The following is a 25,035-nucleotide window of genomic DNA, read 5'->3' as shown; positions in this document are numbered from 1 at the left end:
AGTAAGATCCCTGAAAGATGATCAGGTTGATAGGTTCGAGGTGGAAGCATGGTGACATGTGGAGCTGACGAATACTAATAGATCGAGGACTTAACCATATAATATGTAGCAAATGTTATCTAGTTTTGAAGGAATATGCCTTCATAGTTTGGTGATGATGGCAGAGAGGTCACACCCGTTCCCATACCGAACACGGAAGTTAAGCTCTCTAGCGCCGATGGTAGTTGGGACCTTGTCCCTGTGAGAGTAGGACGTCGCCAAGCAACTAAACACGAGTCAAATGACTCGTGTTTTTTCGTGTTTTCTTTTATAATCCATAGTAATTAAAAAAATGTGCTTAAATAATTACTATTTTGATTAAATGCAGGGGAATGTGGCTAGGATAGTGAATAAGCAAAAGAGTTGCAAATTTTATTAATACGTATATAATTAAAGTCAAAGATAGTCAAAGTCAATAAAGGTGGCGGATAAATGAGAAATATATCTGATATCATTGAGCAATATCTAAAGCAAGTTATTGACTTAAGTAATAATAATGTGATTGAAATCAAAAGAAATGAGATTGCGGATCGATTCGAGTGCGTACCATCTCAAATCAATTATGTAATCAATACCCGTTTTACATTAGAAAGAGGATTTGTAGTAGAAAGTAAACGTGGTGGAGGAGGTTACATTCGCATTATAAAAGTCAAACTGCATGATGATATAGACATTATTGATCAAATGCTTCATATGATTGATCATAGCGTTGCACAAGGGAATGCAGAGAGTATGATTATACGTTTATTAGAAGAGGGAATCATAACAGGCCGTGAAGCAAAACTAATGTTAAGTGTACTAGATCGTTCTGTATTATCAATGGATATTCCTTCTCGAGATGAACTTAGGGCTCGAATATTATGCGCAATGTTAAGAACACTGAAATATAAATAAATACAGCTTTTGTAAAAGAATGATAATTAAGATAGGGCAGTTAAATATTGTAGAAGTTTTGAAAAAGAGCATGTACTTTTATCTAAATGGATTAAGGAAAGAGGACAATCTAGTAATGTATGAAAAGTATCATGAGGTAGATCGTTCCTGTTGTAAAGGTGGGGATATTGATGACTTGTCAAAACTGTAATATAAGACCAGCAACTTTACATTATACAAAAGTAATCAACGAGAAGAAGGCGGAAGTTCATCTTTGTGAGCAATGTGCAGAGCAAAGTGGCTATACGTCTTTCTTTCAATCATCACAGTCTAACTTTTCATTTCATGATGTATTTGCTGGTTTATTACACGGTGAATCAACAATGTTTGGAGAAGGAAAAAACGGGTTTTCAAATACAAATACAATAAGATGTCCAGGTTGTAAGATGACATACGAACATTTTACAAAGGTGGGACGCCTTGGTTGTGCTTCTTGTTACGATACATTTAAAGGACACTTAAACCCATTGTTAAAACGACTTCATGGTGGACATACAGAACATTGTGGAAAAATTCCGGAACGAATGGAAGGAAATATCCACTTAAAGAAAGAATTAGATGAACTAAAACTTATTCTGAAACAATATGTACAGAATGAGGAGTTTGAGAAAGCTGCTGAGGTAAGAGATGAAATTCGAGGGCTTGAAACTCAGCTTAGTGAGCATAGAGAGGGGGAGTAGTTCTATGTCACTGGACAAAATTATGAATGAAGCGATTAGTCCATGGATGAAGGGGGATGGCCCTGATTCTGATATTGTTTTAAGTAGTCGAATTCGTTTGGCTCGTAATTTTAAGCAATATCAATTTTCTACTATGCAAAACGAAGAGGAAGCTCAAAAGGTTCAAGAATTATTTAAAAAGAAATTTATAAATAAAGCGGTAGAGCCCTTTGGGAAGTTTGGACTATTAAAAATGAATGAATTAACGCCTCTTCAAAGGAGAGTTTTAGTCGAAAAGCATTTAATTAGTCCAAATCTAGCAGGGACTGAATATGGAGCATGTCTGTTATCAGAAAGCGAACACATTAGTGTGATGCTTAATGAGGAAGACCACATTAGGATTCAGTGCCTATTTCCAGGACTACAGTTATCAAAGGCGCTTCAAAGCGCCAATCAAATAGATAATTGGATTGAGAAAGAGGTTGAATATGCTTTTGATGAATCACTTGGATATATTACGAGTTGTCCTACTAACGTTGGTACAGGATTAAGAGCTTCTGTAATGATTCATTTACCAGGGCTGGTTTTAACAAAAAGAATTAGCCGTATTATACAAGTAATTCAAAAATTAGGTTTAGTAGTAAGAGGAATATACGGTGAAGGTAGCGAAGCGTTAGGTAATATATTTCAAGTATCAAATCAAATGACGCTAGGGAAATCCGAAGAAGATATTATTGCAGATTTAAAGAGTGTCATGCAGCAAATTATACAACAAGAAAAATTGGCCAGAGAATTAATTGTACAAAATTCGAGTATTGAGCTTGAAGATAAGGTTTATCGTTCTTACGGTATACTAGCAAATAGTCGTTTAATTCAATCTGCAGAAGCGGCAACTTGCTTATCGGATGTACGACTTGGTATTGATCTAGGATATATAAAAGGTATATCGAGAAATATTTTGACTGAGCTAATGGTTCTTACGCAACCAGGTATTTTACAACAATACGCAGGAGGACCTTTAGGACCAGAAGAAAGAGATTATCGAAGAGCAACCTTAATCCGTGAGCGATTACGTATTGAAAAAAACTAAGCGCAAGTAGGAGGCGATTTCTATGATGTTTGGAAGATTTACAGAAAGAGCACAGAAAGTATTAGCTTTATCTCAAGAGGAAGCAATTCGCATTGGGCATAATAATATTGGAACAGAACATATTTTACTTGGGCTTGTACGCGAAGGTGAAGGAATTGCAGCAAAAGCGTTAATTGCTCTTGGATTGAGCCCGGAGAAAGTGCAAAAAGAGGTAGAAGCGTTAATTGGACGTGGAACAGAAGCTTCTCAAACTGTACATTATACACCTCGTGCTAAAAAAGTTATTGAATTGTCTATGGATGAAGCGCGTAAGCTAGGACATTCTTACGTTGGAACAGAACATATTTTACTTGGCTTAATCCGTGAAGGTGAAGGTGTAGCGGCACGTGTTTTAAATAATTTAGGCGTCAGCCTTAACAAAGCAAGACAACAAGTGTTACAACTTCTTGGAAGTAACGAGGCAAGTTCAGGTCACCAAGGTGGTTCATCGACAAATGCCAATACACCGACACTAGACAGTTTAGCGCGCGACTTAACAGTTGTTGCACGTGAGAATCGTTTGGATCCTGTTATTGGACGTAGTAAAGAAATTCAACGTGTAATTGAAGTGTTAAGCCGTAGAACAAAAAACAATCCAGTGTTAATTGGAGAGCCTGGTGTAGGTAAAACAGCAATTGCTGAAGGGTTAGCACAGCAAATCGTAAATAATGAAGTTCCTGAAACGTTAAGAGATAAGCGTGTTATGACACTAGATATGGGAACAGTGGTAGCTGGGACGAAATATCGTGGTGAGTTTGAAGATCGTTTAAAGAAAGTAATGGATGAAATACGTCAAGCAGGGAATATTATTCTATTTATTGATGAACTTCATACATTAATCGGTGCAGGTGGAGCAGAAGGTGCAATCGATGCATCAAATATTTTAAAACCATCTTTAGCACGCGGAGAATTACAATGTATTGGTGCGACAACTTTAGATGAGTATCGTAAATATATTGAAAAGGATGCAGCTTTAGAGAGACGTTTCCAGCCAATTCATGTTGATGAGCCGAGTCTAGAAGAATCAACTCAAATCTTGAAAGGTTTACGCGATCGTTATGAGGCCCATCACCGTGTGTCTATTACAGATGATGCAATTGATGCAGCTGTGAAACTTTCCGATCGTTATATTACGGATCGTTTCTTACCAGATAAAGCAATTGATTTAATTGATGAAGCTGCTTCAAAGGTTCGCTTACGTTCTTATACAACACCACCAAACTTAAAAGAGCTTGAAGTGAATCTTGAGGAAATTCGAAAAGAAAAAGATGCGGCTGTACAAAGTCAAGAGTTTGAAAAGGCTGCTTCCTTACGTGATATGGAACAACGCTTACGTGAGAAATTGGAAGATACAAAGCGTCAGTGGAAAGAACAACAAGGAAAAGAAAATTCAGAGGTTACGGTAGAAGATATTGCAAATGTCGTTTCTACATGGACACGTATCCCTGTTTCTAAACTTGCACAAACAGAGACTGATAAATTATTAAACTTAGAATCCATTCTTCATGATCGTGTCATCGGCCAGGATGAAGCGGTAGTGGCTGTAGCGAAAGCTGTTCGTCGTGCAAGAGCAGGACTGAAAGATCCGAAACGTCCAATTGGTTCATTTATTTTCTTAGGACCAACAGGTGTAGGTAAAACAGAATTAGCAAGAGCATTGGCAGAATCTATGTTCGGTGATGAGGATGCAATGATTCGCATTGATATGTCTGAGTATATGGAGAAACATTCAACTTCTCGCTTAGTTGGTTCTCCTCCAGGATATGTTGGGTATGAAGAAGGCGGACAATTAACAGAGAAGGTTCGTCGTAAGCCGTATTCAGTTGTCCTATTAGATGAAGTAGAGAAGGCGCATCCTGATGTATTTAATATTTTACTACAGGTATTGGAAGATGGTCGTTTAACTGATTCTAAAGGACGTACAGTTGACTTCCGTAATACGATTGTTATTATGACGTCTAACGTTGGTGCTGAGGCGTTAAAACGTAACAAACATCTTGGATTTAACGTACAAGATGAAAGTCGTGATTATTCGGATATGAAAGGTAAAGTAATGGATGAGCTGAAAAAGGCATTTCGTCCAGAATTCTTAAACCGTATTGATGAAATTATCGTATTCCATATGCTTGAGAAAAAACATATTCAAGAAATTGTGACTCTTATGGTAAATCAGTTAGTGAATCGCTTAAAAGAACAAGAAATTGAATTGCAATTAACAGAAGGGGCGATTGCAGCTATTGCTGATAAAGGGTTTGATCGTGAATATGGTGCTCGTCCACTACGTAGAGCAATTCAGAAGCATGTAGAAGATAGACTATCGGAAGAACTTTTAAAAGGTGCTATTGAGAAAGGACAAAAAGTTATCTTTGATGTAGAAGGGGAAACATTTGTCATTCATAGTGCTGAAAAGGTAAAATAAGTATAGACAAACTAAGAGGGCTACGAGATAGCCCTCTTTCTTGTACGAGAAGGTCAAATGTTTATAGATGAAAGCGAAGTGAAATATAAAAAGATATGGCTAAAAAGAAAACAAAATTCACATGTCAAGAGTGTGGTTATCAATCACCAAAATATATGGGTAAATGTCCAGGGTGTGGTCAATGGAATTCGCTTGTTGAAGAGATGGAACCCGTTGTATCATCCAGACGCCTAAATTATGCAAATGCAATTCAAACAGAAGTAACAAAACCAAGACGTCTTACAGAAGTAGAAACAAAGTCTGAGGCACGTATTGAAACAAAATTTCAGGAGTTTAACCGTGTACTAGGTGGCGGAATTGTAGATGGATCTTTAGTACTTATTGGTGGGGACCCTGGGATTGGAAAATCAACGTTATTATTACAGATTTCCTCGCAATTAGCAGATGCTTCATATGATGTATTGTATATATCAGGTGAGGAGTCAGCAAAGCAGATTAAACTTCGTGCAGATCGTTTACATGTAAATGGTAGTAATCTATTTGTTGTATCAGAGACAGATTTACAGCGTATTGCAACACATATTGAAGAGATGAATCCTGCTTTTGTTGTTATTGATTCTATTCAAACGATACATTTACCTGAGGTGACATCAGCTCCTGGTAGCGTGGCGCAAGTACGTGAATGTACAGCAGAATTAATGAAACTTGCAAAAACAAAGGGAATCCCAATTTTCATCGTAGGACATGTGACAAAAGAAGGTGCAATTGCGGGGCCGCGTATGTTAGAACATATGGTCGATGCAGTTCTTTACTTTGAAGGAGATCGACACCATACATATCGTATTTTACGAGCTGTAAAGAATCGTTTTGGTTCTACGAATGAAATGGGTATCTTTGAAATGAAAGAACTTGGCCTTGCAGAAGTCTTAAATCCTTCTGAAATTTTCCTTGAGGAAAGACCAGTTGGAGTTGCAGGTTCAACAGTAGTTGCCTCAATGGAAGGAACAAGACCAGTTTTAGTAGAAATACAGGCATTAATTTCCCCTACTAGTTTTGGAAATCCTCGAAGAATGGCGACAGGAATTGATCATAATCGTGTCTCGCTTATTATGGCGGTACTAGAGAAAAGAACAGGTTTACTATTACAAAATCAAGATGCGTATTTAAAAGTAGCTGGTGGTTTGAAATTAGATGAACCGGCAATTGATTTAGCTGTTGCCTTAAGTATAGCTTCAAGTTTTAGAGATAAATCTACGGCACCAACTGATGCGGTAATAGGAGAAGTTGGATTAACTGGAGAAATAAGAAGAGTATCAAGAATCGAACAACGTGTACAAGAAGCAGCTAAATTAGGATTTCAACGTGCTATCATTCCTAGAAAAAATTTAGGGGGGTGGACAATTCCAGAGGGGATTGAGGTTGTAGGTGTTTCTAATTTAGGAGAAGCGCTTCGTTTGACATTAGGAGGCTAGGCTATGGAAGAAAATAAGCAACGTGTCAAAAGTATAATTAATATTTTACAGCTCGTGGCCCCGGGAACACCACTGCGCGAAGGGATAGATAATGTACTTCGTGCACAAACAGGGGGACTAATTGTTCTTGGGTATAATGAGCAGATTAAAAGCATTGTTGATGGTGGTTTTCATATTAATTGCGCATTCTCTCCTGCTAGTTTATATGAATTAGCAAAAATGGATGGAGCACTTATTTTAAATGAAACTGGAAGTAAAATTTTAATTGCAAACGCACAGTTAGTTCCGGATTCATCTATTGATTCTATTGAAACAGGTATGCGTCACCGAACAGCAGAGCGTGTAGCAAAGCAGACGGGCAGCCTTGTTGTGGCCATTTCACAAAGACGTAATGTAATTACGCTATATCAAGGGAACTTACGTTATACACTAAAAGATATAGGTGTCATTTTAACGAAGGCAAATCAAGCAATTCAAACGCTAGAAAAATATAAGGCTGTATGGAATGACGGCATTACGAATTTGGGTATTCTAGAATTTGAAGAGGTCGTTACAATGTCCGAGGTGGTTCACGTTTTACATAGTGTTGAAATGGTGCTGCGTATAAAAAATGAAATATTGAGCTATATTCATGAGCTAGGAACAGAAGGTAGGTTAATTCGTTTACAGCTTACAGAATTACTAGCTGATTTAGAGGCAGAGGCAGCATTGTTAATTAAAGATTATCACCAGGAGAAAACACAAGACCATCATCAAATCTTGAAAAAGTTACAAGATCTTGCAAATACACAACTTTTAGAGGATAGTGATTTAGTTAAATTACTTGGGTATCCAGGACAAACAAGTTTAGAAGAAAGTGTGACACCTAGAGGGTACCGAATCACAAGCAAGATTTCTCGTGTTCCGCCACTTATTATCGAGAATTTAATTAATCGATTTAAAACATTGCAAGGTGTTTGCCGAGCAACTATTAATGAATTGGATGATGTGGAAGGAATTGGAGAAGTGAGAGCGAAGAAAATACGAGAAGGTCTAAAAAGAATTCAAGAGCATCTCTATATGAGTAGACACAATTAAGAATATTACATTGATTCTATAATATAACGACACTAGAACATTTTTGGTATATGATATGATATATTGGTAAATAAAACTATTTACAAAAAAACACGTCCGCTTTTGCATTCGGCGTTTTGATTAGCGAAACAATGGTTAATAATGAGTAGGAGGTGGTTGGATGTTAAAACGGATTGTACAGCTCTTCTTTTTAGTGATCGGGGGAGCGTTAGGGATTTACTTAATCCCAAAAATTATTAATGTATTAGATATCGGTGCGGTTCCTTTGTTGGAAGGATCGTATGTTCGTGCAATTATTGGTGCAATTATTTTATTTTTAACAACATTTTGGCTTGTAGATTATATTGTTCAACTTATTAAGCATATTGAAGAGGCTCTTGTAAAGGCGCCTGTAGCAGATGTTTTATTTGGTACATTAGGATTAATCTCTGGTCTTATTGTTGCATATTTAATTTTGATACCAATTCGTGAATTTACAATTCCAGTTATTAGTACGGTGTTGCAAGTGTTCTTCACCCTTTTACTTGGATATTTAGGATTCCAAGTAGGATTTAAAAAGAGGAATGAATTGCTAGGATTATTTACATTACCCCAACGCGGAGGTAAGAAGAAAAACAATAGTGAGAATGAAGAGGTAGAGGTCGAAGCAGAAAAATCTACGACTCATTGGAAAATTCTCGATACGAGTGTAATTATTGACGGACGTATTGCAGATATTTGCCAAACAAAGTTTTTAGAAGGAACAATTGTCATTCCGCAATTCGTATTAGAAGAGCTTCAGCATATTGCCGATTCTTCAGATGCTTTAAAGCGTAATCGTGGCCGCAGAGGGCTAGACATTTTAAATCGTATTCAAAAGGAGATGCCAATTCCGGTAGAAATTTATGAAGGCGATTTCGATGATATCCAAGAAGTAGATAGCAAGCTTGTAAAGTTGGCAAAAATCACTGGTGGAACTGTAGTAACAAACGATTTCAATTTAAACAAAGTTTCTGAATTACAAGGGGTTACGGTGTTAAACATTAATGATTTAGCTAATGCGATTAAACCAGTCGTACTCCCTGGTGAAGAATTAAGTGTTTATGTTGTGAAAGATGGTAAAGAACAAAATCAAGGTGTTGCATACTTAGATGATGGTACGATGATTGTAGTAGAAGATGGTAGAGAGTATGTGGGTTCACAACTTGACGTACTTGTTACTAGCGTATTACAAACATCGGCTGGTCGTATGATTTTTGCAAAACGTAAATTGCTAGAAAAAGCATTATAAGTAGAGGATTATTAATATGTATACATTAATTATTCCGGCAGCGGGCCAAGGAAAACGAATGGGTGCTGGTAAAAATAAGTTATTTTTACTTATAGATGAAGTACCAATTATTGTGCACACATTGCGTGCTTTTGAAAAAGATAAAGCGTGCAAAAGTATTATTATGGCAATTAACGAAGAAGAACGCCCGTATTTTGAAGAGTTAATGCAGAAGTACCAGATTGAAAAGCACGTACAATTTATTCAGGGTGGAGCCGAAAGACAAGATAGCGTATATAACGCACTTCAGTATGCGAGTGGTGTCGAATATGTTCTTGTGCATGACGGGGCGCGCCCGTTCGTAACGAATAAAGTGATTCGCGATGTATTAATTGCAGCAGAAAAATATGGAGCTTCCATTTGTGCAGTGCCAGTAAAAGATACTGTTAAGAAAGTAGAGCAGGGTGTTGTTGTAGAAACGGTAGAGCGATCTCAACTTAACGCTGTACAAACACCACAAGGATTCTCTGTTTCTCTTTTGCTAGAAGCTCATAGAAGCGCAAAGCAAAGTTGTTTTCTTGGCACAGATGATGCAAGTCTCGTAGAACGTGTTGGGAAGCAAGTAGGTGTAGTAGAGGGGAGTTACTATAATATTAAAGTGACGACTCCGGAAGATCTATTAATTGCTGAAAGTTTCCTACGTGTTCAGAAGAAATAACGTTGATGATGTGTTAATAAAGAAAAGCTCGGCAACAGCCGGGCTTTTCTTTATAAGGATAGCGATATAATATAGAGTCATAAAGCTCAGTAGTTTAGCTTAAGGAGGAAGTAAGGATGTTTCGAATTGGACAAGGTTTTGATGTACATGAATTTGCGGAAGGGCGCCCGTTGATTATTGGTGGAATTACAATTCCACACGAGAAAGGATTAATCGGTCATTCAGATGCAGATGTATTGTTACATACGATTGCTGATGCATGTTTAGGTGCGATTGCAGCAGGAGATATCGGAAAGCACTTTCCTGATACAGACCCAGCTTTTAAAGATGCAGATTCAGCTGTATTGTTACAAAAAGTTTGGGAATTTGTGCGTGAACAAGGTTACGAGTTAGGAAATTTAGATTGTACAATTATTGCTCAACAACCAAAAATGGCACCACATATTGAGAGCATGCGTAAGCGCATTAGTGAACTGTTAGAAACGTCTATCGATAACATTAATGTAAAGGCAACAACAACAGAAAAATTAGGATTTACAGGTAGAGAAGAAGGGATTGCTTCTCAAGCGGTTGTTTTATTACAGAAAAAATAATGGTTTTTAATTCGTAAGATGGATAATCACATTTTTTTGGTGTACAATTATAGAATGTGTTGACATTAAGGATGGAAGGTGTACCAATTATGGAAAAGCAAGTGAGAGTACGCTACGCGCCAAGTCCAACAGGACACTTACATATCGGAAATGCGCGTACGGCATTATTTAATTATTTATTTGCTCGTCATTTAGATGGCAAATTTATTATTCGTATTGAAGATACTGATGTAAAACGTAACGTGGCTGGTGGAGAAGAAAGCCAATTAAAATACTTGAAATGGCTCGGTATGGACTGGGATGAAGGTGTTGATGTTGGTGGTGAATTTGGACCATATCGCCAAACAGAGCGTTTAGATATTTATAAAAAATTATATGAAGATTTATTAGAGCGTGGTCTAGCTTATAAATGTTATATGACAGAAGAAGAGCTAGAAGCAGAGCGTGAAGGACAAATCGCTCGCGGTGAAACACCTCGTTACGCAGGTAACCACCGTGAATTAACTGAAGAACAAGTGAAAGAATTTGAAGCTGAGGGACGTATTCCAAGTATTCGTTTCCGTGTACCAGCTGATCGTGACTACACATTCAAAGATATTGTAAAAGATGAAGTTGCGTTCCATTCAAATGATTTCGGTGATTTTGTTATTGTGAAAAAAGATGGAATTCCAACTTATAACTTTGCAGTAGCAGTAGATGATCATCTAATGGAAATTACACATGTACTTCGTGGTGATGATCATATTTCAAATACACCGAAACAAATGATGATTTATGAAGCTTTCGGCTGGGATATTCCACAATTCGGTCATATGACTCTAATTGTTAATGAAAGTCGTAAAAAGTTAAGTAAGCGTGATGAATCTATTATTCAATTTATTGAGCAATATAAAGAGCTTGGGTATCTTCCAGAAGCAATCTTTAACTTTATTGCACTACTAGGTTGGTCTCCGGTAGGAGAAGAAGAAATCTTCTCTAAAGATGAGTTTATCAAAATGTTCGATGCAGCTCGTTTATCAAAATCACCTGCATTATTTGATTCTCAAAAACTAAAATGGATGAACAACCAGTATATGAAAAAGCAAGATTTAGATACGGTTGTAGAGTTAAGCTTACCGCATTTAGTGAAAGCTGGACGTGTGGGAGAAACTTTAAGCGAACAAGACCAAGCTTGGATTCGTGATGTAATTGCTTTATACCATGAACAAATGAGTTTTGGAGCTGAAATTGTAGAGCTTTCTGAAATGTTCTTTAAAGATCATGTTGATTATGAAGAAGAAGGACAAGAAGTATTAAATGGTGAACAAGTACCTGAAGTACTTCGTGCATTTTCTGGTCAAATAGAAGCTCTAGAGGCAATGGAGCCAGCAGCAATTAAGGCAGCGATTAAAGCAGTTCAAAAGGAAACAGGACATAAAGGTAAAAATTTATTTATGCCAATCCGTGTTGCAACTACAGGACAAACGCATGGTCCAGAGCTTCCGAATGCTATTGCACTTCTTGGAAAAGAAAAAGTTTTAAATCGTCTTCAAAAAGTAATTGGTTAACATTTTCTAGGTTTAGAAATATAATAAGTATACCTAAAACCTAATAAGGAAAAGCGACGAGAAGGAGAAGTAGAAAATCAGGCTTTTTACAGAGAGAACCACCTTTAGGCTGGGAGTGGTTTATAAGCGGATTTTTGAAATGCCCCTTCGAGTCTTCTGCTGAACAGCGAATTGCTTCGTGGGATGTCTTAGGCCGCAAAGTAAGCAGAAGCGGTGTACACCGTTATCATGGATGAGTTTGAGGCTTTTTTAAGCCTAAACAGAGTGGAACCGCGCTTAAAAGGCGTCTCTGTCAATATGACAGAGACGCCTTTTTTTTATACCGTGTAAATAGGTATGAATATAGAATTTATCTCCTTATATAAAGAATTAGGGGAGAAGTGATGAGTTAGGGGAGTTAGTTCGTTCGACAAAAAAGCAGCCCATAAAGGGGAGGGAACACCGATGTTTAAGAGGCTTCGGGAAGATATTGAAGTCGTTTTTGAACAGGATCCAGCGGCAAGAGGTTATTTCGAAGTCATTTTAACTTACTCTGGATTACATGCAGTTTGGGCCCATCGAATTGCACATGCTTTTTATAAAAGAAATTTTTTCTTTCTTGCACGTTTTGTTTCACAAGTGAGCCGCTTTTTTACTGGCATTGAGATCCATCCAGGAGCAACTATTGGTCGACGCTTTTTTATAGATCATGGAATGGGAGTTGTAATTGGAGAAACTTGTGAAATTGGTGATAATGTAACGATTTATCAAGGGGTTACATTAGGTGGTACAGGAAAAGAAAAAGGGAAGAGGCACCCAACAATTCAGGATAATGTATTAATTGCGACGGGTGCTAAAGTTCTTGGGTCTATTACTGTGGGAGAGAATTCTAAAATCGGAGCAGGGTCTGTCGTATTAAAAGAAGTTCCTGCACATTCTACAGTTGTAGGTATACCTGGCCGTGTCGTTATTCAAAATGGAGTAAAGATTGGTCAAGAATTAAATCACTCTGACCTTCCAGATCCGATTTTTGATAAATTAAAGGCTATGGAAGTAGAACTTGATAAATTGAAGAAACAATTGGAATTAAAGGTAGAAAGGAAGGATAAAAATGACTATTCACATTTATAATACGTTAACACGTCAAAAAGAAGAGTTTGTTCCATTAGAAGAAAATAAGGTAAAGATGTATGTATGCGGACCTACAGTTTATAACTACATTCATATTGGGAATGCAAGACCTCCTATGGTATTCGATACAGTGCGTCGTTATTTAGAATACAAAGGATACGATGTGCAATATGTATCTAACTTTACGGACGTAGATGATAAATTAATTAAAGCGGCAAATGAATTAGGTGAAGATGTACCAACGATTGCTGATCGTTTTGTTGAAGCGTACTTTGAAGATGTAACAGCACTAGGTTGCAAACACGCAACAGTTCATCCTCGTGTAACAGAAAATATGGATATCATTATTGAATTTATTCAAGAACTTGTGAATAAAGGGTATGCATATGAATCAGAGGGTGATGTGTACTTTAAGACGAAGGAATTCGAAGGTTACGGTAAATTATCACATCAACCAATCGCAGATTTACGTCACGGTGCTCGTATTGAGGTAGGGGAAAAGAAACAAGACCCTCTTGATTTTGCTTTATGGAAAGCTGCGAAAGAAGGAGAAATCTTCTGGGAAAGCCCTTGGGGGCAAGGACGTCCAGGATGGCATATTGAATGCTCAGCAATGGCGCGTAAGTATTTAGGGGATACAATTGACATTCATGCTGGTGGGCAAGACTTGGCGTTCCCGCATCATGAAAATGAAATTGCGCAGTCAGAGGCATTGACTGGAAAAACGTTTGCACGTTACTGGATGCATAATGGATATATTAATATTAACAATGAGAAGATGTCTAAATCGCTGGGTAACTTTATTTTAGTTCACGATATTATTAAGCAATACGACCCGCAGTTAATTAGATTCTTTATGTTATCAGTACACTATCGTCACCCGATTAACTTTAGTGAAGAGTTATTACAAAGTACGAATAATGGACTGGAAAGAATTAAAACAGCTTATGGAAACTTAAAGCATCGTATGGAGAGTAGTACGGATTTAACGGACCATAATGAGAAATGGTTAGCTGAAATAGAGAAATTCCAGACTGCATTTGAAGAGGCAATGAATGATGACTTTAACACTGCAAATGCAATTACCGAATTATACAACGTAGCAAATCATGCAAATCAATATTTACTTGAAGAGCATACATCTAAAGTTGTGATTGAAGCATACGTAAAACAACTGGAAACGTTATTTGATATTTTAGGATTAGAATTATCAAAAGAAGAATTACTGGATGAAGAAATTGAAGAGCTTATCCAAAAGCGCATTGAAGCTCGTAAAAATCGCGATTTCGCATTGTCTGATCAAATTCGTGACGATTTAAAAGAACGTAATATTATTTTAGAAGATACCGCTCAAGGTACAAGATGGAAAAGAGGATAAGGATGATTGATGCAAAGCAATTAAACAGCTTGGCGTTAGCGTATATGGGTGATGCGGTATATGAACAATATATCCGCTATCACCTCCTTCAAAAAGGAAAAGTTCGCCCTAATCAATTACATCGCTTAGGGACGAGCTTTGTTTCAGCAAAAGCACAGGCGAAAGTTGTTTATCATTTATTAGAGACGGCATTTTTGACAGAGGAAGAAGAGGCGGTATTAAGAAGAGGGCGTAATGCAAATTCAGGTACAGTTCCGAAAAATACGGATGTACAAACATATCGACATAGTACAGCCTTTGAAGCACTAATTGGTTATCATCATTTATTAAATAATCGTGAAAGATTAGACGAAATTGTATATAAGGCAATTGCAGTTTTAGAAGAAAAGGAAGGGGGCACATCATCATGACTAGTGAATATATTATCGGACGTAACCCTGTAATTGAAGCGTTAAGATCAGGGAGAGATATTAATAAAATTTGGATCGCAGAAGGTGCTGCCAAAGGACAAGTACAAATTGTACTAGCGTTAGCGAAAGAAAATAAGATTATTTTACAACATGCACCAAAGAAAAAGTTAGATCAATTAGTTGAGGGTAATCATCAAGGTGTAATTGCTCAAGTAGCTGCATATCAGTATGCAGAGTTAGAAGATTTATTCAAAGTGGCAGAAAAACGTAATGAAGATCCGTTCTTCTTGATTTTAGATGAGATTGAAGATCCGCATAATCTAGGTTCTATTATGCGTACTGCTGATGCAACAGGAGCTCATGGAATTATTATTCCGAAGAGAAGAGCTGTGGGACTTACCGCATCAGTTGCGAAAGCATCAACAGGAGCGATTGAATACATTCCTGTTGCGCGCGTAACAAACTTATCTCGTACAATTGATGAATTAAAAGAGCGTGGACTTTGGATTGCTGGTACAGATGCCAAAGGGAAAACGGATTACCGTAATTTAGATGGTACAATGCCGATTGGATTAGTAATTGGTAGTGAAGGAAAAGGTATGAGTCGTATTATTGGTGAAAAGTGTGATTTCTTAATCACTCTACCGATGGTTGGTAAAGTTACATCCTTAAATGCTTCAGTAGCCGCAAGTTTGTTAATGTATGAGGTATATCGTAAACGTCACGAAATTGGTAAATAAAAAATGAACGATATTTTAATCGTTGACGGCTACAACATTATCGGAGCTTGGGGAGATTTGAAGAAACTGCGGGATGTAGATTTACAATCATCAAGAGATGCGCTTATTGATAAGATGGCGGATTATCAAGGTTATACAGGCACAAAAGTGATGATAGTCTTTGATGCCTATACAGTCCATGGTATTGAAAAAAAGATGAAACAATCTCGTGTAGAAGTAATATTCACACGAAAGAATCAAACTGCAGACGAAAAGATAGAGCAACTTGCGATAGAGCTTAGAAATATAAATACACAAATATATGTTGCGACTTCTGATTATACAGAACAATGGGTTATATTTGGGCAAGGTGCCCTTCGAAAATCTGCGCGTGAATTAGAGTTGGAAGTACAAGCGATGGAACAACAAGTAAGAAGGCGTACAAAAGACACGAAAGAACAGCAGCCCGCCATGCGAAAGATATTTAGTAAGGATATTACAGAAAAATTAGAAAAATTAAGAAGAGGAGAGCGTTGAAGCATTGACGCTCTTTATCTTTTTACTGTATAATATTGCTAAATAAATAGCGGTCGGAGGGATCAAGGTGGAAGCAGGCTTCGTAAGTATAGGCGACGTTACATTTCGTGATTTAGAGGATGAGGCAATCGTTGAGTTAGTTCGAAAAGGTAATACTGACGCTCTAGAATATTTAATTCACAAGTATAAGAACTTTGTTCGTGCGAAATCAAGATCTTACTTTTTAGTGGGTGCCGATCGAGAAGACATTGTTCAAGAAGGTATGATAGGGTTGTTTAAAGCAATTCGTGATTATAAAGAGGACAAGCTGTCTTCATTCAAAGCATTTGCTGAACTATGTATCACTCGACAAATTATTACCGCTATTAAAACGGCAACAAGACAAAAACATATTCCTTTAAATTCGTATGTGTCTTTAGATAAGCCGATTTACGATGAGGAATCTGATCGAACGTTATTGGATATTATTTCTGAAGCGAAGGTGACTGATCCTGAAGAGATGATCATTAGCCAGGAAGAATATACAGACATAGAATCAAAAATATCTGAATTATTAAGCGATTTAGAAAGGAAAGTGCTTTCTTTATATTTAGATGGTCGTTCTTATCAAGAGATTTCAGAACAGTTAAACAGGCATGTGAAATCTATTGATAACGCTTTACAAAGAGTAAAGAGGAAATTGGAACGATATATGGAAATGAGAGAAAGTACAACTTTAAATTCATAAGAAGTAACAAGTGCTGCAGGTGTAAAATAAATCACCTGTTTTCTTTTGTAGAGAGTACAAAATGCATGTCATTGACATTGTCTTTTATTGTATGATACATTTTTAGGGACATAATGTTACAAGGTTGGTGTAACTAATGAGGAAAAAAGTTGTACTCTCATGTGAAGAGTGTAAAAATCGAAACTACTCTACTATGAAAGATACGAGCTCAATAGAGCGACTTGAAATAAAAAAGTTTTGTAAAACATGCAATCAGCATACAGTTCACAAGGAAACAAAATAAATAATTGAAATAATACACTGGAGGTCCCGCAGATGCGTTTAACGAACTTTTTCGGCGATGTAGGTCGCGAAATGAAAAAAGTAAGTTGGCCTAAAAAAGATGAATTACTCCGCTCAACAGCGACTGTTGTTGCTACAGTTGTGTTCTTTGCGATTTTCTTCGCAGTAGTTGATATGGGCATTTCTTCTTTAATTCGGTTAATTCTTGGTTAATTCTTGAATAAGAAGCACTTATCCATGATATAATGTTATTTATAAGAACTGTGTAAAAGCCCGGTGAACGGGTTTTTTCATTTGCGCAAAAAAATGTACGTCAGGGAGGGAAGGACGCTCGTCCTAAATGAATGGAAAAAAGTTGGTATGTTGTCCATACTTATTCTGGATATGAAAATAAAGTAAAAGCAAACCTAGAGAAACGTGTAGAATCAATGGGTATGCAAGATAAAATTTTCCGTGTTGTTGTCCCGGAAGAAGTAGAAGTAGAAATGAAAAACGGAAAAGAAAAATTAATGAAAAGAAAAGTGTTCCCAGGTTATGTATTAGTAGAATTAATCATGACTGATGACTCTTGGTATGTTGTACGTAACACGCCGGGTGTAACTGGGTTCGTTGGTTCTTCTGGTTCTGGATCTAAACCATCACCTCTATTAGAAGAGGAAGTTGTTACCATTATGAAACATATGGGAATGGACAACGAAGTGGTTGATTTCGACTTTGAACTTCATGAGACAGTACGTGTAAATGAGGGGCCATTCGCAGATTATACAGGTGCTATTGAAGAAATTGATGTGGAGAAGAAAAAGGTTAGCGTGCTTGTGGATATGTTTGGTCGCGAGACTCCAGTTGAACTTGACTTCCATCAAATTGAAAAATTATAAAATGAAACTTGAAATGAATTGTAAAAAGTGATAATATCTTTTAAGTCAGTACGTCTTCGTTATCGGAGACGTTTTTTGAAAGATTTTATCCTTACAGATAAAATATGACGTGGGAGGGCAAATCACTGTCCAATTGACCACATCACGGACTTAAGGAGGTGTGTCTCGTGGCTAAAAAGGTAATTAAAATGGTAAAGCTTCAAATTCCTGCAGGTAAAGCTAACCCAGCTCCACCAGTTGGTCCAGCATTAGGACAAGCAGGTGTTAACATCATGGGCTTCTGTAAAGAGTTTAACGCTCGTACAGCAGATCAAGCTGGTCTTATCATCCCTGTTGAAATTACGGTATTTGAGGACCGTTCATTCACTTTCATTACTAAAACTCCTCCTGCTGCTGTTCTTCTTAAGAAAGTAGCTGGTATTGAGTCTGGTTCTGGTGAACCAAACCGTAATAAAGTGGCAACTGTTAAGCGTGATAAAGTACGCGAAATCGCTGAAACTAAAATGCCTGACCTAAACGCTGCTAGCGTAGAAGCTGCAATGCGTATGGTTGAAGGTACTGCACGCAGTATGGGCATCGTTATCGAAGACTAATTCGATTTGTTTTTAAAAAAGGTTGCGGGTCTGGAATTCCAATTCGCAACCTTTATTATCGTAAATGATTATCGTTTTTAAATAAATGGATGGCGCTCATCCTCAGGTTATACCTGAAAACAGGCGTAAACGTGGGAGGTTATTCCGCTAAAACCACATTCGAGGAGGAAATAAAAATGGCTAAAAGAGGTAAAAAGTACGTAGAAGCTGCAAAGCTTGTTGATCGTGCAGCTGCTTACTCTGCAACAGAAGCAGTAGAATTAGTAAAGAAAACAAACACAGCTAAATTTGATGCAACTGTAGAAGCTGCATTCCGTTTAGGTGTTGACCCTAAGAAAGCTGACCAACAAATCCGTGGTGCAGTTGTTCTTCCACACGGTACTGGTAAAGTACAACGTGTATTAGTATTTGCTAAAGGTGAAAAAGCTAAAGAAGCTGAAGCTGCTGGAGCTGACTTCGTAGGCGATACTGATTACATCGGTAAAATCCAACAAGGTTGGTTCGATTTCGATGTAGTAGTAGCAACTCCTGACATGATGGGTGAAGTTGGTAAACTTGGTCGCGTATTAGGACCTAAAGGTTTAATGCCAAACCCTAAAACTGGAACAGTTACTTTCGATGTAACTAAAGCTGTTAACGAAATCAAAGCTGGTAAAGTTGAATACCGCGTTGATAAAGCTGGTAACATCCACGTTCCAATCGGTAAAGTATCTTTCGAAGATGCTAAATTAGTAGAAAACTTCAAAACAATTGCTGACACTTTACAAAAAGTTAAGCCAGCTGCTGCAAAAGGTACTTACATGAAGAACGTAACAGTTGCTTCTACAATGGGACCTGGCGTACGTGTAGACGTTTCTACATTAGCGTAAATTTTGGAAGTTGACTTCATAAAGAAGTTTTAATATAATCATTTATGTTGTGAATTTAATTAGTGTACCGTAGACAGTAGGTGTCAATAGACTTAATTTCCTACCTAGGTGTTAATATACGAAGCGGAATCTTTTTTCTGTGACTATATGCCTCTATGTCTACAAGTTGGGCATGGAGGTTTTTAGTGCACTTTCGGTACATCTTCTATATAATCTACAGGAGGTGTAATAACATGAGCAAAGTAATCGAAACTAAACAACAAGTTGTAACTGAAATCGCGGACAAACTTCGCGCTAGTAAATCTACAATCGTTGTTGACTACCGTGGTTTAACAGTTTCTGAAGCAACAGAATTACGTAAGCAATTACGTGAAGCTGGCGTTGAGTTCAAAGTTTACAAAAACTCTCTAACTCGTCGTGCTGCAGAATCTGCTGAAATGGCTGAGTTAAATGAATTCTTAACAGGACCAAACGCAATCGCGTTCAGTAACGAGGATGTAGTTGCTCCTGCGAAAGTATTAAACGACTTCGCTAAAGATCATGAAGCTTTAGAAATTAAAGCGGGCGTAATCGAAGGTAAACTTGTAACACTTGATGAGGTTAAAGCAATCGCTACTCTTCCATCACGTGAAGGCTTACTTTCTATGCTTCTTAGCGTTCTTCAAGCTCCAATCCGTAACCTTGCACTTGCTACTAAAGCAGTTGCAGACCAAAAGGAAGAGCAAGGCGCTTAATTTTTTAAAAGATAATTACGTATTATCGATAAAACAATACAAACCTATTTAAGGGAGGATATTTACAATGACTAAAGAACAAATCATTGAAGCAGTTAAATCTATGACTGTATTAGAACTTAACGACTTAGTAAAAGCTATCGAGGAAGAATTCGGCGTAACTGCTGCTGCTCCTGTAGCTGTTGCTGGTGGCGCTGGAGAAGCTGCTGCTGAGAAAACTGAATTTGATGTGGAACTAACTAGCGCTGGTGCACAAAAAATCAAAGTTATCAAAGTTGTTCGTGAAATCACTGGTCTTGGCTTAAAAGAAGCTAAAGAATTAGTTGACAACACTCCAAAAGTAATCAAAGAAGCTGCTGCTAAAGAAGAAGCTGAAGAAATCAAAGCTAAACTTGAAGAAGTTGGCGCTGCTGTAGAAGTTAAGTAATTAACTTTTGATGCTTTAAAAAAAGCTCGCTCTCATGCGAGCTTTTTTTTTAACTGTAAAGAAAAGAGGTGGCCATATGGCAGACCATTATTTTTCTAACGACCCTTCTAGTAAAAGTGATCGTAAGCGATGGGAGTTTGCCCTTCGTGGATCTCGATTCACTTTCTTATCTGACCATGGGGTGTTCTCGAAAAACGAAGTGGACTTTGGTTCCCGTCTTTTAATTGAAGCGTTTCAAATGCCAGATATTAAAGGTGATATATTAGACGTAGGTTGCGGATACGGTCCTATTGGTTTGTCGTTAGCGAAAGAGTTTCAAGGTCGTGAAGTTCACATGGTGGATGTGAACGAGAGGGCACTTGGGCTTGCGAAAGAAAACGCCGCTAATAACAAAATCGAGAATATACGTATTTTTCAAAGTAGCGTCTATGAAAATGTAGATGGTAAGTATGCTGCTATTCTATCTAACCCTCCAATTCGTGCGGGTAAAGATATCGTACATGAGATTTTAGAAAAAGCTGTGGAGTATTTAGTTCCAGATGGAGAGCTTTGGATTGTTATTCAAAAGAAACAAGGTGCACCGTCTGCGCTAAAAAAACTAGAAGAAGTATTTTCTGAAGTTGAGGTTGTAGAAAAGAAAAAAGGATATTATATCATAAAATCAAAAAAACGTTGACGGTTATTTTTGGCTATGTTAACATTATACAATGCCAATATATGATTTTCTGCGTTGAGAAAGATGTATATTTTTGTTTCTCTTGGAAAAGATAGTAAAATCAGCAGATTATGAAACAGAATGATGGTTTTCTTATAGAAGCCATTTTTCTTTTTTGAGCAGGTAGAAAGACTCAACGTATTTATCTTTAAGAGAAAGAGACTACGCTAATAGCAGTAGTTGTATTTATTTGTGATTTTGCACAAATTTTTTTGTGCATTTATAATACTCATGATTTGAGGGGTGAAGCAGTTGACAGGTCAACTAGTTCAATACGGACGCCACCGCCAACGAAGAAGTTATGCCCGTATTAGTGAAGTATTAGAGTTACCAAATCTTATCGAAATTCAAACCTCTTCTTATCAGTGGTTTCTTGATGAGGGTTTGCGAGAAATGTTCCAAGACATTTCTCCGATTGAAGACTTTACGGGAAATCTATCGCTTGAATTTATCGACTACAGCTTAGGTGAACCTAAATACTCTGTAGACGAATGCAAAGAGCGTGATGTGACGTATGCAGCACCACTTCGTGTAAAAGTGCGTCTAATCAACAAGGAAACTGGTGAAGTAAAAGAACAAGATGTGTTCATGGGAGATTTCCCACTCATGACAGAGACTGGAACATTCGTAATTAACGGTGCAGAACGTGTTATCGTTTCCCAGTTAGTTCGCTCTCCAAGCGTATACTATAGTGGCAAAGTGGATAAAAACGGAAAACGTGGTTTTACTGCTACTGTAATTCCAAACCGCGGAGCTTGGTTAGAGTATGAGACAGATGCTAAGGATGTTGTATATGTGCGTATTGACCGTACGCGTAAACTTCCTGTAACTGTTTTGTTACGCGCATTAGGGTTTGGCTCTGATCAAGAAATCACCGAGCTTTTAGGTGATAACGAATACTTAAGCAACACATTAGAAAAAGACAACACAGATAGCACAGAAAAAGCATTGCTTGAAATTTATGAGCGTCTACGTCCTGGTGAACCACCAACAGTAGAAAATGCTAAGAGCTTACTTGTGTCTCGTTTCTTCGATCCAAAGCGCTACGATTTAGCAAATGTAGGTCGCTATAAGATCAACAAGAAGTTACACATTAAAAACAGATTGTTTAATCAACGTTTAGCTGAAACATTAGTGGATCCAGAAACTGGTGAAATTTTAGCGGCAGAAGGAACAATCTTAGATCGTCGTACACTTGATCGCATTTTACCTTACTTAGAGAAAAACATTGGATTCAAAACAGCGAAACCAATGGGTGGAGTGGTAGAAGGCGATGTTGAGCTGCAATCTATTAAGATTTATGCTCCTGAGTCGGAAGGCGAACGCGTAATTAATGTAATTGGTAATGCAAACATTACTCGTGATGTGAAACACATCACACCAGGTGATATCCTTGCTTCTATCAGTTACTTCTTCAACCTACTATACAAAGTAGGGGATACAGATGATATTGACCATTTAGGAAACCGTCGTCTGCGTTCTGTTGGAGAACTATTACAAAATCAATTCCGTATCGGTCTTTCTCGTATGGAACGTGTTGTTCGTGAGAGAATGTCGATCCAAGATACAAATGCGATTACACCACAGGCACTAATTAATATTCGTCCTGTTATTGCATCTATTAAAGAGTTCTTCGGAAGTTCTCAGTTATCTCAGTTTATGGACCAAACAAACCCATTAGCAGAGTTAACTCACAAACGAAGACTATCTGCATTAGGACCTGGTGGTTTAACGCGTGAGCGCGCAGGCTTTGAAGTGCGTGACGTTCATTACTCTCACTACGGTCGTATGTGTCCGATTGAAACACCAGAGGGACCAAACATCGGTTTGATTAACTCATTATCTTCGTTCGCGAAAGTAAATGAGTTTGGTTTCATTGAAACACCATACCGTCGTGTTGACCCAGAAACTGGTCTTGTAACAGGGCATGTTGATTACTTAACAGCAGATGAAGAAGATAATTATGTTGTAGCCCAAGCGAATATGAAATTATCTGACGAAGGTGAATTCCTAAGTGAAGATATCGTAGCTCGTTTCCGTGGTGAAAACATTGTCACAAATAGAGAACGCATCGACTACATGGATGTATCTCCAAAACAAGTAGTGTCGGCAGCGACAGCTTGTATTCCGTTCTTAGAAAACGATGACTCTAACCGCGCACTTATGGGAGCGAACATGCAACGTCAGGCGGTTCCGTTAATGAATCCGGAATCTCCGATTGTAGGTACAGGTATGGAGTACGTATCAGCAAAAGACTCAGGTGCTGCAGTAATCTGTAAACATCCTGGTGTTGTTGAGCGCGTAGAAGCACGTGAAGTTTGGGTACGTCGCTATGTAGAAGTTGACGGTCAAACAGTAAAAGGCGACTTAGATCGCTACAAAATGCAAAAATTCATTCGTTCTAACCAAGGAACTTGTTACAACCAACGTCCAATCGTAAGTGTTGGAAATGAAGTTGTAAAAGGTGAAATCCTTGCGGATGGTCCTTCTATGGAATTAGGTGAACTAGCACTTGGACGTAACGTGCTTGTTGGCTTCATGACTTGGGACGGTTATAACTACGAGGATGCGATCATCATGAGTGAGCGCCTTGTAAAAGATGATGTGTACACTTCTATTCATATTGAAGAATATGAATCAGAAGCTCGTGATACGAAGCTTGGACCAGAAGAAATTACACGTGACATTCCAAACGTTGGGGAAGACGCATTACGTAACCTTGACGAGCGCGGTATCATTCGCGTTGGTGCTGAAGTAAAAGATGGAGATTTACTTGTTGGTAAAGTAACACCTAAAGGTGTAACAGAATTAACAGCTGAAGAACGTCTATTACATGCTATCTTTGGAGAAAAAGCGCGTGAAGTACGTGATACATCACTACGTGTACCACACGGTGGTGGCGGTATTATCTTAGACGTAAAAGTATTCAACCGTGAAGATGGCGATGAATTGCCACCAGGCGTGAATCAACTTGTACGTGCATATATCGTTCAAAAACGTAAAATTTCTGAAGGTGACAAGATGGCCGGACGTCACGGTAACAAAGGTGTTATTTCTCGTATTTTACCAGAAGAAGATATGCCTTACTTACCAGACGGTACGCCAATCGATATCATGTTAAACCCATTAGGGGTACCATCTCGTATGAATATCGGTCAGGTATTAGAGCTTCATCTTGGTATGGCAGCAAGATACCTTGGCATTCACATTGCAACACCAGTATTCGATGGTGCTCGTGAGGAAGATGTTTGGGGCACAATTGAAGAAGCTGGTATGGCAAATGACGCGAAAACAATCCTGTATGACGGACGTACTGGTGAACCATTCGATAACCGCGTATCTGTTGGTGTCATGTATATGATCAAACTTGCGCACATGGTTGACGATAAACTTCATGCTCGTTCTACTGGACCATACTCACTTGTAACGCAGCAACCTCTTGGAGGTAAAGCTCAGTTCGGTGGACAGCGTTTCGGTGAGATGGAGGTTTGGGCACTTGAAGCTTACGGTGCTGCTTATACTCTTCAAGAAATCTTAACAGTGAAGTCTGATGATGTTGTTGGACGTGTTAAGACTTATGAAGCAATTGTTAAAGGCGAAAATGTTCCAGAACCAGGCGTTCCTGAATCATTCAAAGTATTGATTAAAGAGCTGCAAAGTTTAGGTATGGACGTTAAAATGATGTCTAGCGACGATACAGAAATTGAAATGCGTGATACAGAAGATGACGATGATCATCAATCAGCAGATAAATTGAATGTCGAAGTTGAGACAACTAAGGAATAATTGGGATAACCTGTAGACTAAAAGGGAGGTAGGCC

General features: G+C 38.0%; 25 protein-coding genes, 2 rRNA genes and 2 other annotated features (1 of these 29 cut by a window edge). All 27 genes read left to right on the top strand.

Features of this window, described 5'->3' with window-relative positions; genetic code table 11:
- A 23S ribosomal RNA gene (locus tag B9A45_RS01220) occupies nt 1-98 on the top strand; it begins 2,824 nt to the left of the window's first position.
- 49 nt (nt 99-147) lie between these two features.
- Nucleotides 148-263 (top strand): 5S ribosomal RNA (rrf, locus tag B9A45_RS01215).
- Between the two features lie 208 nt (nt 264-471).
- Nucleotides 472-933, top strand: a complete 462-nt coding sequence (ctsR, locus tag B9A45_RS01210; protein WP_001244565.1) for a transcriptional regulator CtsR — start codon at nt 472-474, stop codon at nt 931-933.
- Nucleotides 934-1,103: 170 nt separating this feature from the next.
- Nucleotides 1,104-1,652 (top strand): UvrB/UvrC motif-containing protein, encoded by a 549-nt coding sequence (locus B9A45_RS01205; protein ID WP_000128398.1) that lies wholly within the window; start codon nt 1,104-1,106, stop codon nt 1,650-1,652.
- 4 nt (nt 1,653-1,656) lie between these two features.
- Nucleotides 1,657-2,721: a protein arginine kinase gene (locus tag B9A45_RS01200; RefSeq protein ID WP_000050842.1), complete on the top strand. Its 1,065-nt coding sequence runs from the start codon at nt 1,657-1,659 to the stop codon at nt 2,719-2,721.
- Between the two features lie 22 nt (nt 2,722-2,743).
- Nucleotides 2,744-5,179 (top strand): ATP-dependent protease ATP-binding subunit ClpC, encoded by a 2,436-nt coding sequence (gene clpC / locus B9A45_RS01195; RefSeq protein ID WP_000971187.1) that lies wholly within the window; start codon nt 2,744-2,746, stop codon nt 5,177-5,179.
- A gap of 95 nt (nt 5,180-5,274) precedes the next feature.
- Complete coding sequence (radA, locus tag B9A45_RS01190) at nt 5,275-6,651, top strand: DNA repair protein RadA (RefSeq protein WP_084063811.1); 1,377 nt, start codon at nt 5,275-5,277, stop codon at nt 6,649-6,651.
- Nucleotides 6,652-6,654: 3 nt separating this feature from the next.
- Nucleotides 6,655-7,728 (top strand): DNA integrity scanning diadenylate cyclase DisA, encoded by a 1,074-nt coding sequence (gene disA / locus B9A45_RS01185; RefSeq protein ID WP_000392158.1) that lies wholly within the window; start codon nt 6,655-6,657, stop codon nt 7,726-7,728.
- Between the two features lie 160 nt (nt 7,729-7,888).
- The gene (locus B9A45_RS01180) at nt 7,889-8,998 is read left to right on the top strand and encodes a PIN/TRAM domain-containing protein (protein WP_000919677.1); all 1,110 of its coding nucleotides are present in this window, start codon (nt 7,889-7,891) and stop codon (nt 8,996-8,998) included.
- Between the two features lie 16 nt (nt 8,999-9,014).
- Complete coding sequence (gene ispD, locus B9A45_RS01175; RefSeq protein ID WP_000288282.1) at nt 9,015-9,695, top strand: 2-C-methyl-D-erythritol 4-phosphate cytidylyltransferase; 681 nt, start codon at nt 9,015-9,017, stop codon at nt 9,693-9,695.
- Nucleotides 9,696-9,811: 116 nt separating this feature from the next.
- Nucleotides 9,812-10,288, top strand: coding sequence for a 2-C-methyl-D-erythritol 2,4-cyclodiphosphate synthase (ispF, locus tag B9A45_RS01170; protein WP_000488391.1), 477 nt, complete (start codon nt 9,812-9,814; stop codon nt 10,286-10,288).
- Between the two features lie 89 nt (nt 10,289-10,377).
- On the top strand, nt 10,378-11,835 hold the full coding sequence (gltX, locus tag B9A45_RS01165) for a glutamate--tRNA ligase (RefSeq protein ID WP_084063810.1): 1,458 nt from the start codon (nt 10,378-10,380) through the stop codon (nt 11,833-11,835).
- Between the two features lie 47 nt (nt 11,836-11,882).
- Nucleotides 11,883-12,129: a binding site (T-box leader), on the top strand.
- Between the two features lie 150 nt (nt 12,130-12,279).
- The gene (cysE, locus tag B9A45_RS01160; protein WP_000476497.1) at nt 12,280-12,945 is read left to right on the top strand and encodes a serine O-acetyltransferase; all 666 of its coding nucleotides are present in this window, start codon (nt 12,280-12,282) and stop codon (nt 12,943-12,945) included.
- Nucleotides 12,926-14,323, top strand: a complete 1,398-nt coding sequence (gene cysS, locus B9A45_RS01155) for a cysteine--tRNA ligase (RefSeq protein ID WP_000152276.1) — start codon at nt 12,926-12,928, stop codon at nt 14,321-14,323. Before cysE ends, cysS begins: the two co-directional genes overlap by 20 nt.
- 2 nt (nt 14,324-14,325) lie before the next feature.
- Nucleotides 14,326-14,733 (top strand): Mini-ribonuclease 3, encoded by a 408-nt coding sequence (locus B9A45_RS01150; protein ID WP_000564261.1) that lies wholly within the window; start codon nt 14,326-14,328, stop codon nt 14,731-14,733.
- Nucleotides 14,730-15,473, top strand: coding sequence for a 23S rRNA (guanosine(2251)-2'-O)-methyltransferase RlmB (gene rlmB / locus B9A45_RS01145; RefSeq protein WP_000200237.1), 744 nt, complete (start codon nt 14,730-14,732; stop codon nt 15,471-15,473). Before B9A45_RS01150 ends, rlmB begins: the two co-directional genes overlap by 4 nt.
- A gap of 3 nt (nt 15,474-15,476) precedes the next feature.
- Complete coding sequence (locus B9A45_RS01140; RefSeq protein ID WP_000997886.1) at nt 15,477-15,989, top strand: NYN domain-containing protein; 513 nt, start codon at nt 15,477-15,479, stop codon at nt 15,987-15,989.
- A gap of 67 nt (nt 15,990-16,056) precedes the next feature.
- The gene (locus B9A45_RS01135) at nt 16,057-16,716 is read left to right on the top strand and encodes an RNA polymerase factor sigma-70 (RefSeq protein ID WP_084063809.1); all 660 of its coding nucleotides are present in this window, start codon (nt 16,057-16,059) and stop codon (nt 16,714-16,716) included.
- Nucleotides 16,717-16,852: 136 nt separating this feature from the next.
- Nucleotides 16,853-16,999 (top strand): 50S ribosomal protein L33, encoded by a 147-nt coding sequence (gene rpmG, locus B9A45_RS01130; RefSeq protein WP_014481927.1) that lies wholly within the window; start codon nt 16,853-16,855, stop codon nt 16,997-16,999.
- 32 nt (nt 17,000-17,031) lie between these two features.
- Complete coding sequence (gene secE / locus B9A45_RS01125; protein WP_001241323.1) at nt 17,032-17,211, top strand: preprotein translocase subunit SecE; 180 nt, start codon at nt 17,032-17,034, stop codon at nt 17,209-17,211.
- Nucleotides 17,212-17,342: 131 nt separating this feature from the next.
- The gene (gene nusG / locus B9A45_RS01120) at nt 17,343-17,876 is read left to right on the top strand and encodes a transcription termination/antitermination protein NusG (protein ID WP_000415794.1); all 534 of its coding nucleotides are present in this window, start codon (nt 17,343-17,345) and stop codon (nt 17,874-17,876) included.
- A 167-nt stretch (nt 17,877-18,043) separates the two neighbouring features.
- Entirely contained in the window at nt 18,044-18,469 is a 426-nt protein-coding gene (rplK, locus tag B9A45_RS01115) for a 50S ribosomal protein L11 (protein ID WP_001085872.1), read from the top strand.
- A gap of 176 nt (nt 18,470-18,645) precedes the next feature.
- The gene (gene rplA / locus B9A45_RS01110) at nt 18,646-19,338 is read left to right on the top strand and encodes a 50S ribosomal protein L1 (RefSeq protein WP_001987630.1); all 693 of its coding nucleotides are present in this window, start codon (nt 18,646-18,648) and stop codon (nt 19,336-19,338) included.
- A 49-nt stretch (nt 19,339-19,387) separates the two neighbouring features.
- Nucleotides 19,388-19,532: a sequence feature (ribosomal protein L10 leader region), on the top strand.
- A gap of 39 nt (nt 19,533-19,571) precedes the next feature.
- Nucleotides 19,572-20,072, top strand: coding sequence for a 50S ribosomal protein L10 (rplJ, locus tag B9A45_RS01105; RefSeq protein WP_000048716.1), 501 nt, complete (start codon nt 19,572-19,574; stop codon nt 20,070-20,072).
- A 67-nt stretch (nt 20,073-20,139) separates the two neighbouring features.
- Nucleotides 20,140-20,499, top strand: a complete 360-nt coding sequence (rplL, locus tag B9A45_RS01100; RefSeq protein ID WP_000159736.1) for a 50S ribosomal protein L7/L12 — start codon at nt 20,140-20,142, stop codon at nt 20,497-20,499.
- A 76-nt stretch (nt 20,500-20,575) separates the two neighbouring features.
- Entirely contained in the window at nt 20,576-21,175 is a 600-nt protein-coding gene (locus B9A45_RS01095) for a class I SAM-dependent methyltransferase (RefSeq protein ID WP_000763262.1), read from the top strand.
- 291 nt (nt 21,176-21,466) lie between these two features.
- A complete protein-coding gene (rpoB, locus tag B9A45_RS01090; protein ID WP_000147553.1) occupies nt 21,467-25,000 on the top strand; it encodes a DNA-directed RNA polymerase subunit beta in 3,534 nt (1,177 codons plus the stop codon).
- Nucleotides 25,001-25,035 lie beyond the last annotated feature (35 nt).

Origin of the sequence: Bacillus sp. JKS001846 (assembly GCF_900176455.1) — a bacterium.
GTDB classification, from domain to species: Bacteria; Bacillota; Bacilli; order Bacillales; family Bacillaceae_G; genus Bacillus_A; species Bacillus_A cereus.
This window is presented reverse-complemented; position numbering and strand designations above follow the sequence as displayed.

Excerpts from the sequence above, each read along its gene's own strand:
- B9A45_RS01140 (WP_000997886.1), top strand. The coding sequence starts at position 15,477 with ATGAACGATATTTTAATCGTTGACGGCTACAACATTATCGGAGCTTGG.
- B9A45_RS01205 (WP_000128398.1), top strand. The coding sequence starts at position 1,104 with ATGACTTGTCAAAACTGTAATATAAGACCAGCAACTTTACATTATACA.
- ispF (WP_000488391.1), top strand. The coding sequence starts at position 9,812 with ATGTTTCGAATTGGACAAGGTTTTGATGTACATGAATTTGCGGAAGGG.
- B9A45_RS01200 (WP_000050842.1), top strand. The coding sequence starts at position 1,657 with ATGTCACTGGACAAAATTATGAATGAAGCGATTAGTCCATGGATGAAG.
- cysE (WP_000476497.1), top strand. The coding sequence starts at position 12,280 with ATGTTTAAGAGGCTTCGGGAAGATATTGAAGTCGTTTTTGAACAGGAT.
- nusG (WP_000415794.1), top strand. The coding sequence starts at position 17,343 with ATGGAAAAAAGTTGGTATGTTGTCCATACTTATTCTGGATATGAAAAT.
- clpC (WP_000971187.1), top strand. The coding sequence starts at position 2,744 with ATGATGTTTGGAAGATTTACAGAAAGAGCACAGAAAGTATTAGCTTTA.
- cysS (WP_000152276.1), top strand. The coding sequence starts at position 12,926 with ATGACTATTCACATTTATAATACGTTAACACGTCAAAAAGAAGAGTTT.
- secE (WP_001241323.1), top strand. The coding sequence starts at position 17,032 with ATGCGTTTAACGAACTTTTTCGGCGATGTAGGTCGCGAAATGAAAAAA.
- B9A45_RS01180 (WP_000919677.1), top strand. The coding sequence starts at position 7,889 with ATGTTAAAACGGATTGTACAGCTCTTCTTTTTAGTGATCGGGGGAGCG.
- rpmG (WP_014481927.1), top strand. The coding sequence starts at position 16,853 with ATGAGGAAAAAAGTTGTACTCTCATGTGAAGAGTGTAAAAATCGAAAC.
- ispD (WP_000288282.1), top strand. The coding sequence starts at position 9,015 with ATGTATACATTAATTATTCCGGCAGCGGGCCAAGGAAAACGAATGGGT.
- radA (WP_084063811.1), top strand. The coding sequence starts at position 5,275 with ATGGCTAAAAAGAAAACAAAATTCACATGTCAAGAGTGTGGTTATCAA.
- rplA (WP_001987630.1), top strand. The coding sequence starts at position 18,646 with ATGGCTAAAAGAGGTAAAAAGTACGTAGAAGCTGCAAAGCTTGTTGAT.
- rlmB (WP_000200237.1), top strand. The coding sequence starts at position 14,730 with ATGACTAGTGAATATATTATCGGACGTAACCCTGTAATTGAAGCGTTA.
- rplJ (WP_000048716.1), top strand. The coding sequence starts at position 19,572 with ATGAGCAAAGTAATCGAAACTAAACAACAAGTTGTAACTGAAATCGCG.
- B9A45_RS01150 (WP_000564261.1), top strand. The coding sequence starts at position 14,326 with ATGATTGATGCAAAGCAATTAAACAGCTTGGCGTTAGCGTATATGGGT.
- gltX (WP_084063810.1), top strand. The coding sequence starts at position 10,378 with ATGGAAAAGCAAGTGAGAGTACGCTACGCGCCAAGTCCAACAGGACAC.
- ctsR (WP_001244565.1), top strand. The coding sequence starts at position 472 with ATGAGAAATATATCTGATATCATTGAGCAATATCTAAAGCAAGTTATT.
- rplL (WP_000159736.1), top strand. The coding sequence starts at position 20,140 with ATGACTAAAGAACAAATCATTGAAGCAGTTAAATCTATGACTGTATTA.
- B9A45_RS01095 (WP_000763262.1), top strand. The coding sequence starts at position 20,576 with ATGGCAGACCATTATTTTTCTAACGACCCTTCTAGTAAAAGTGATCGT.
- disA (WP_000392158.1), top strand. The coding sequence starts at position 6,655 with ATGGAAGAAAATAAGCAACGTGTCAAAAGTATAATTAATATTTTACAG.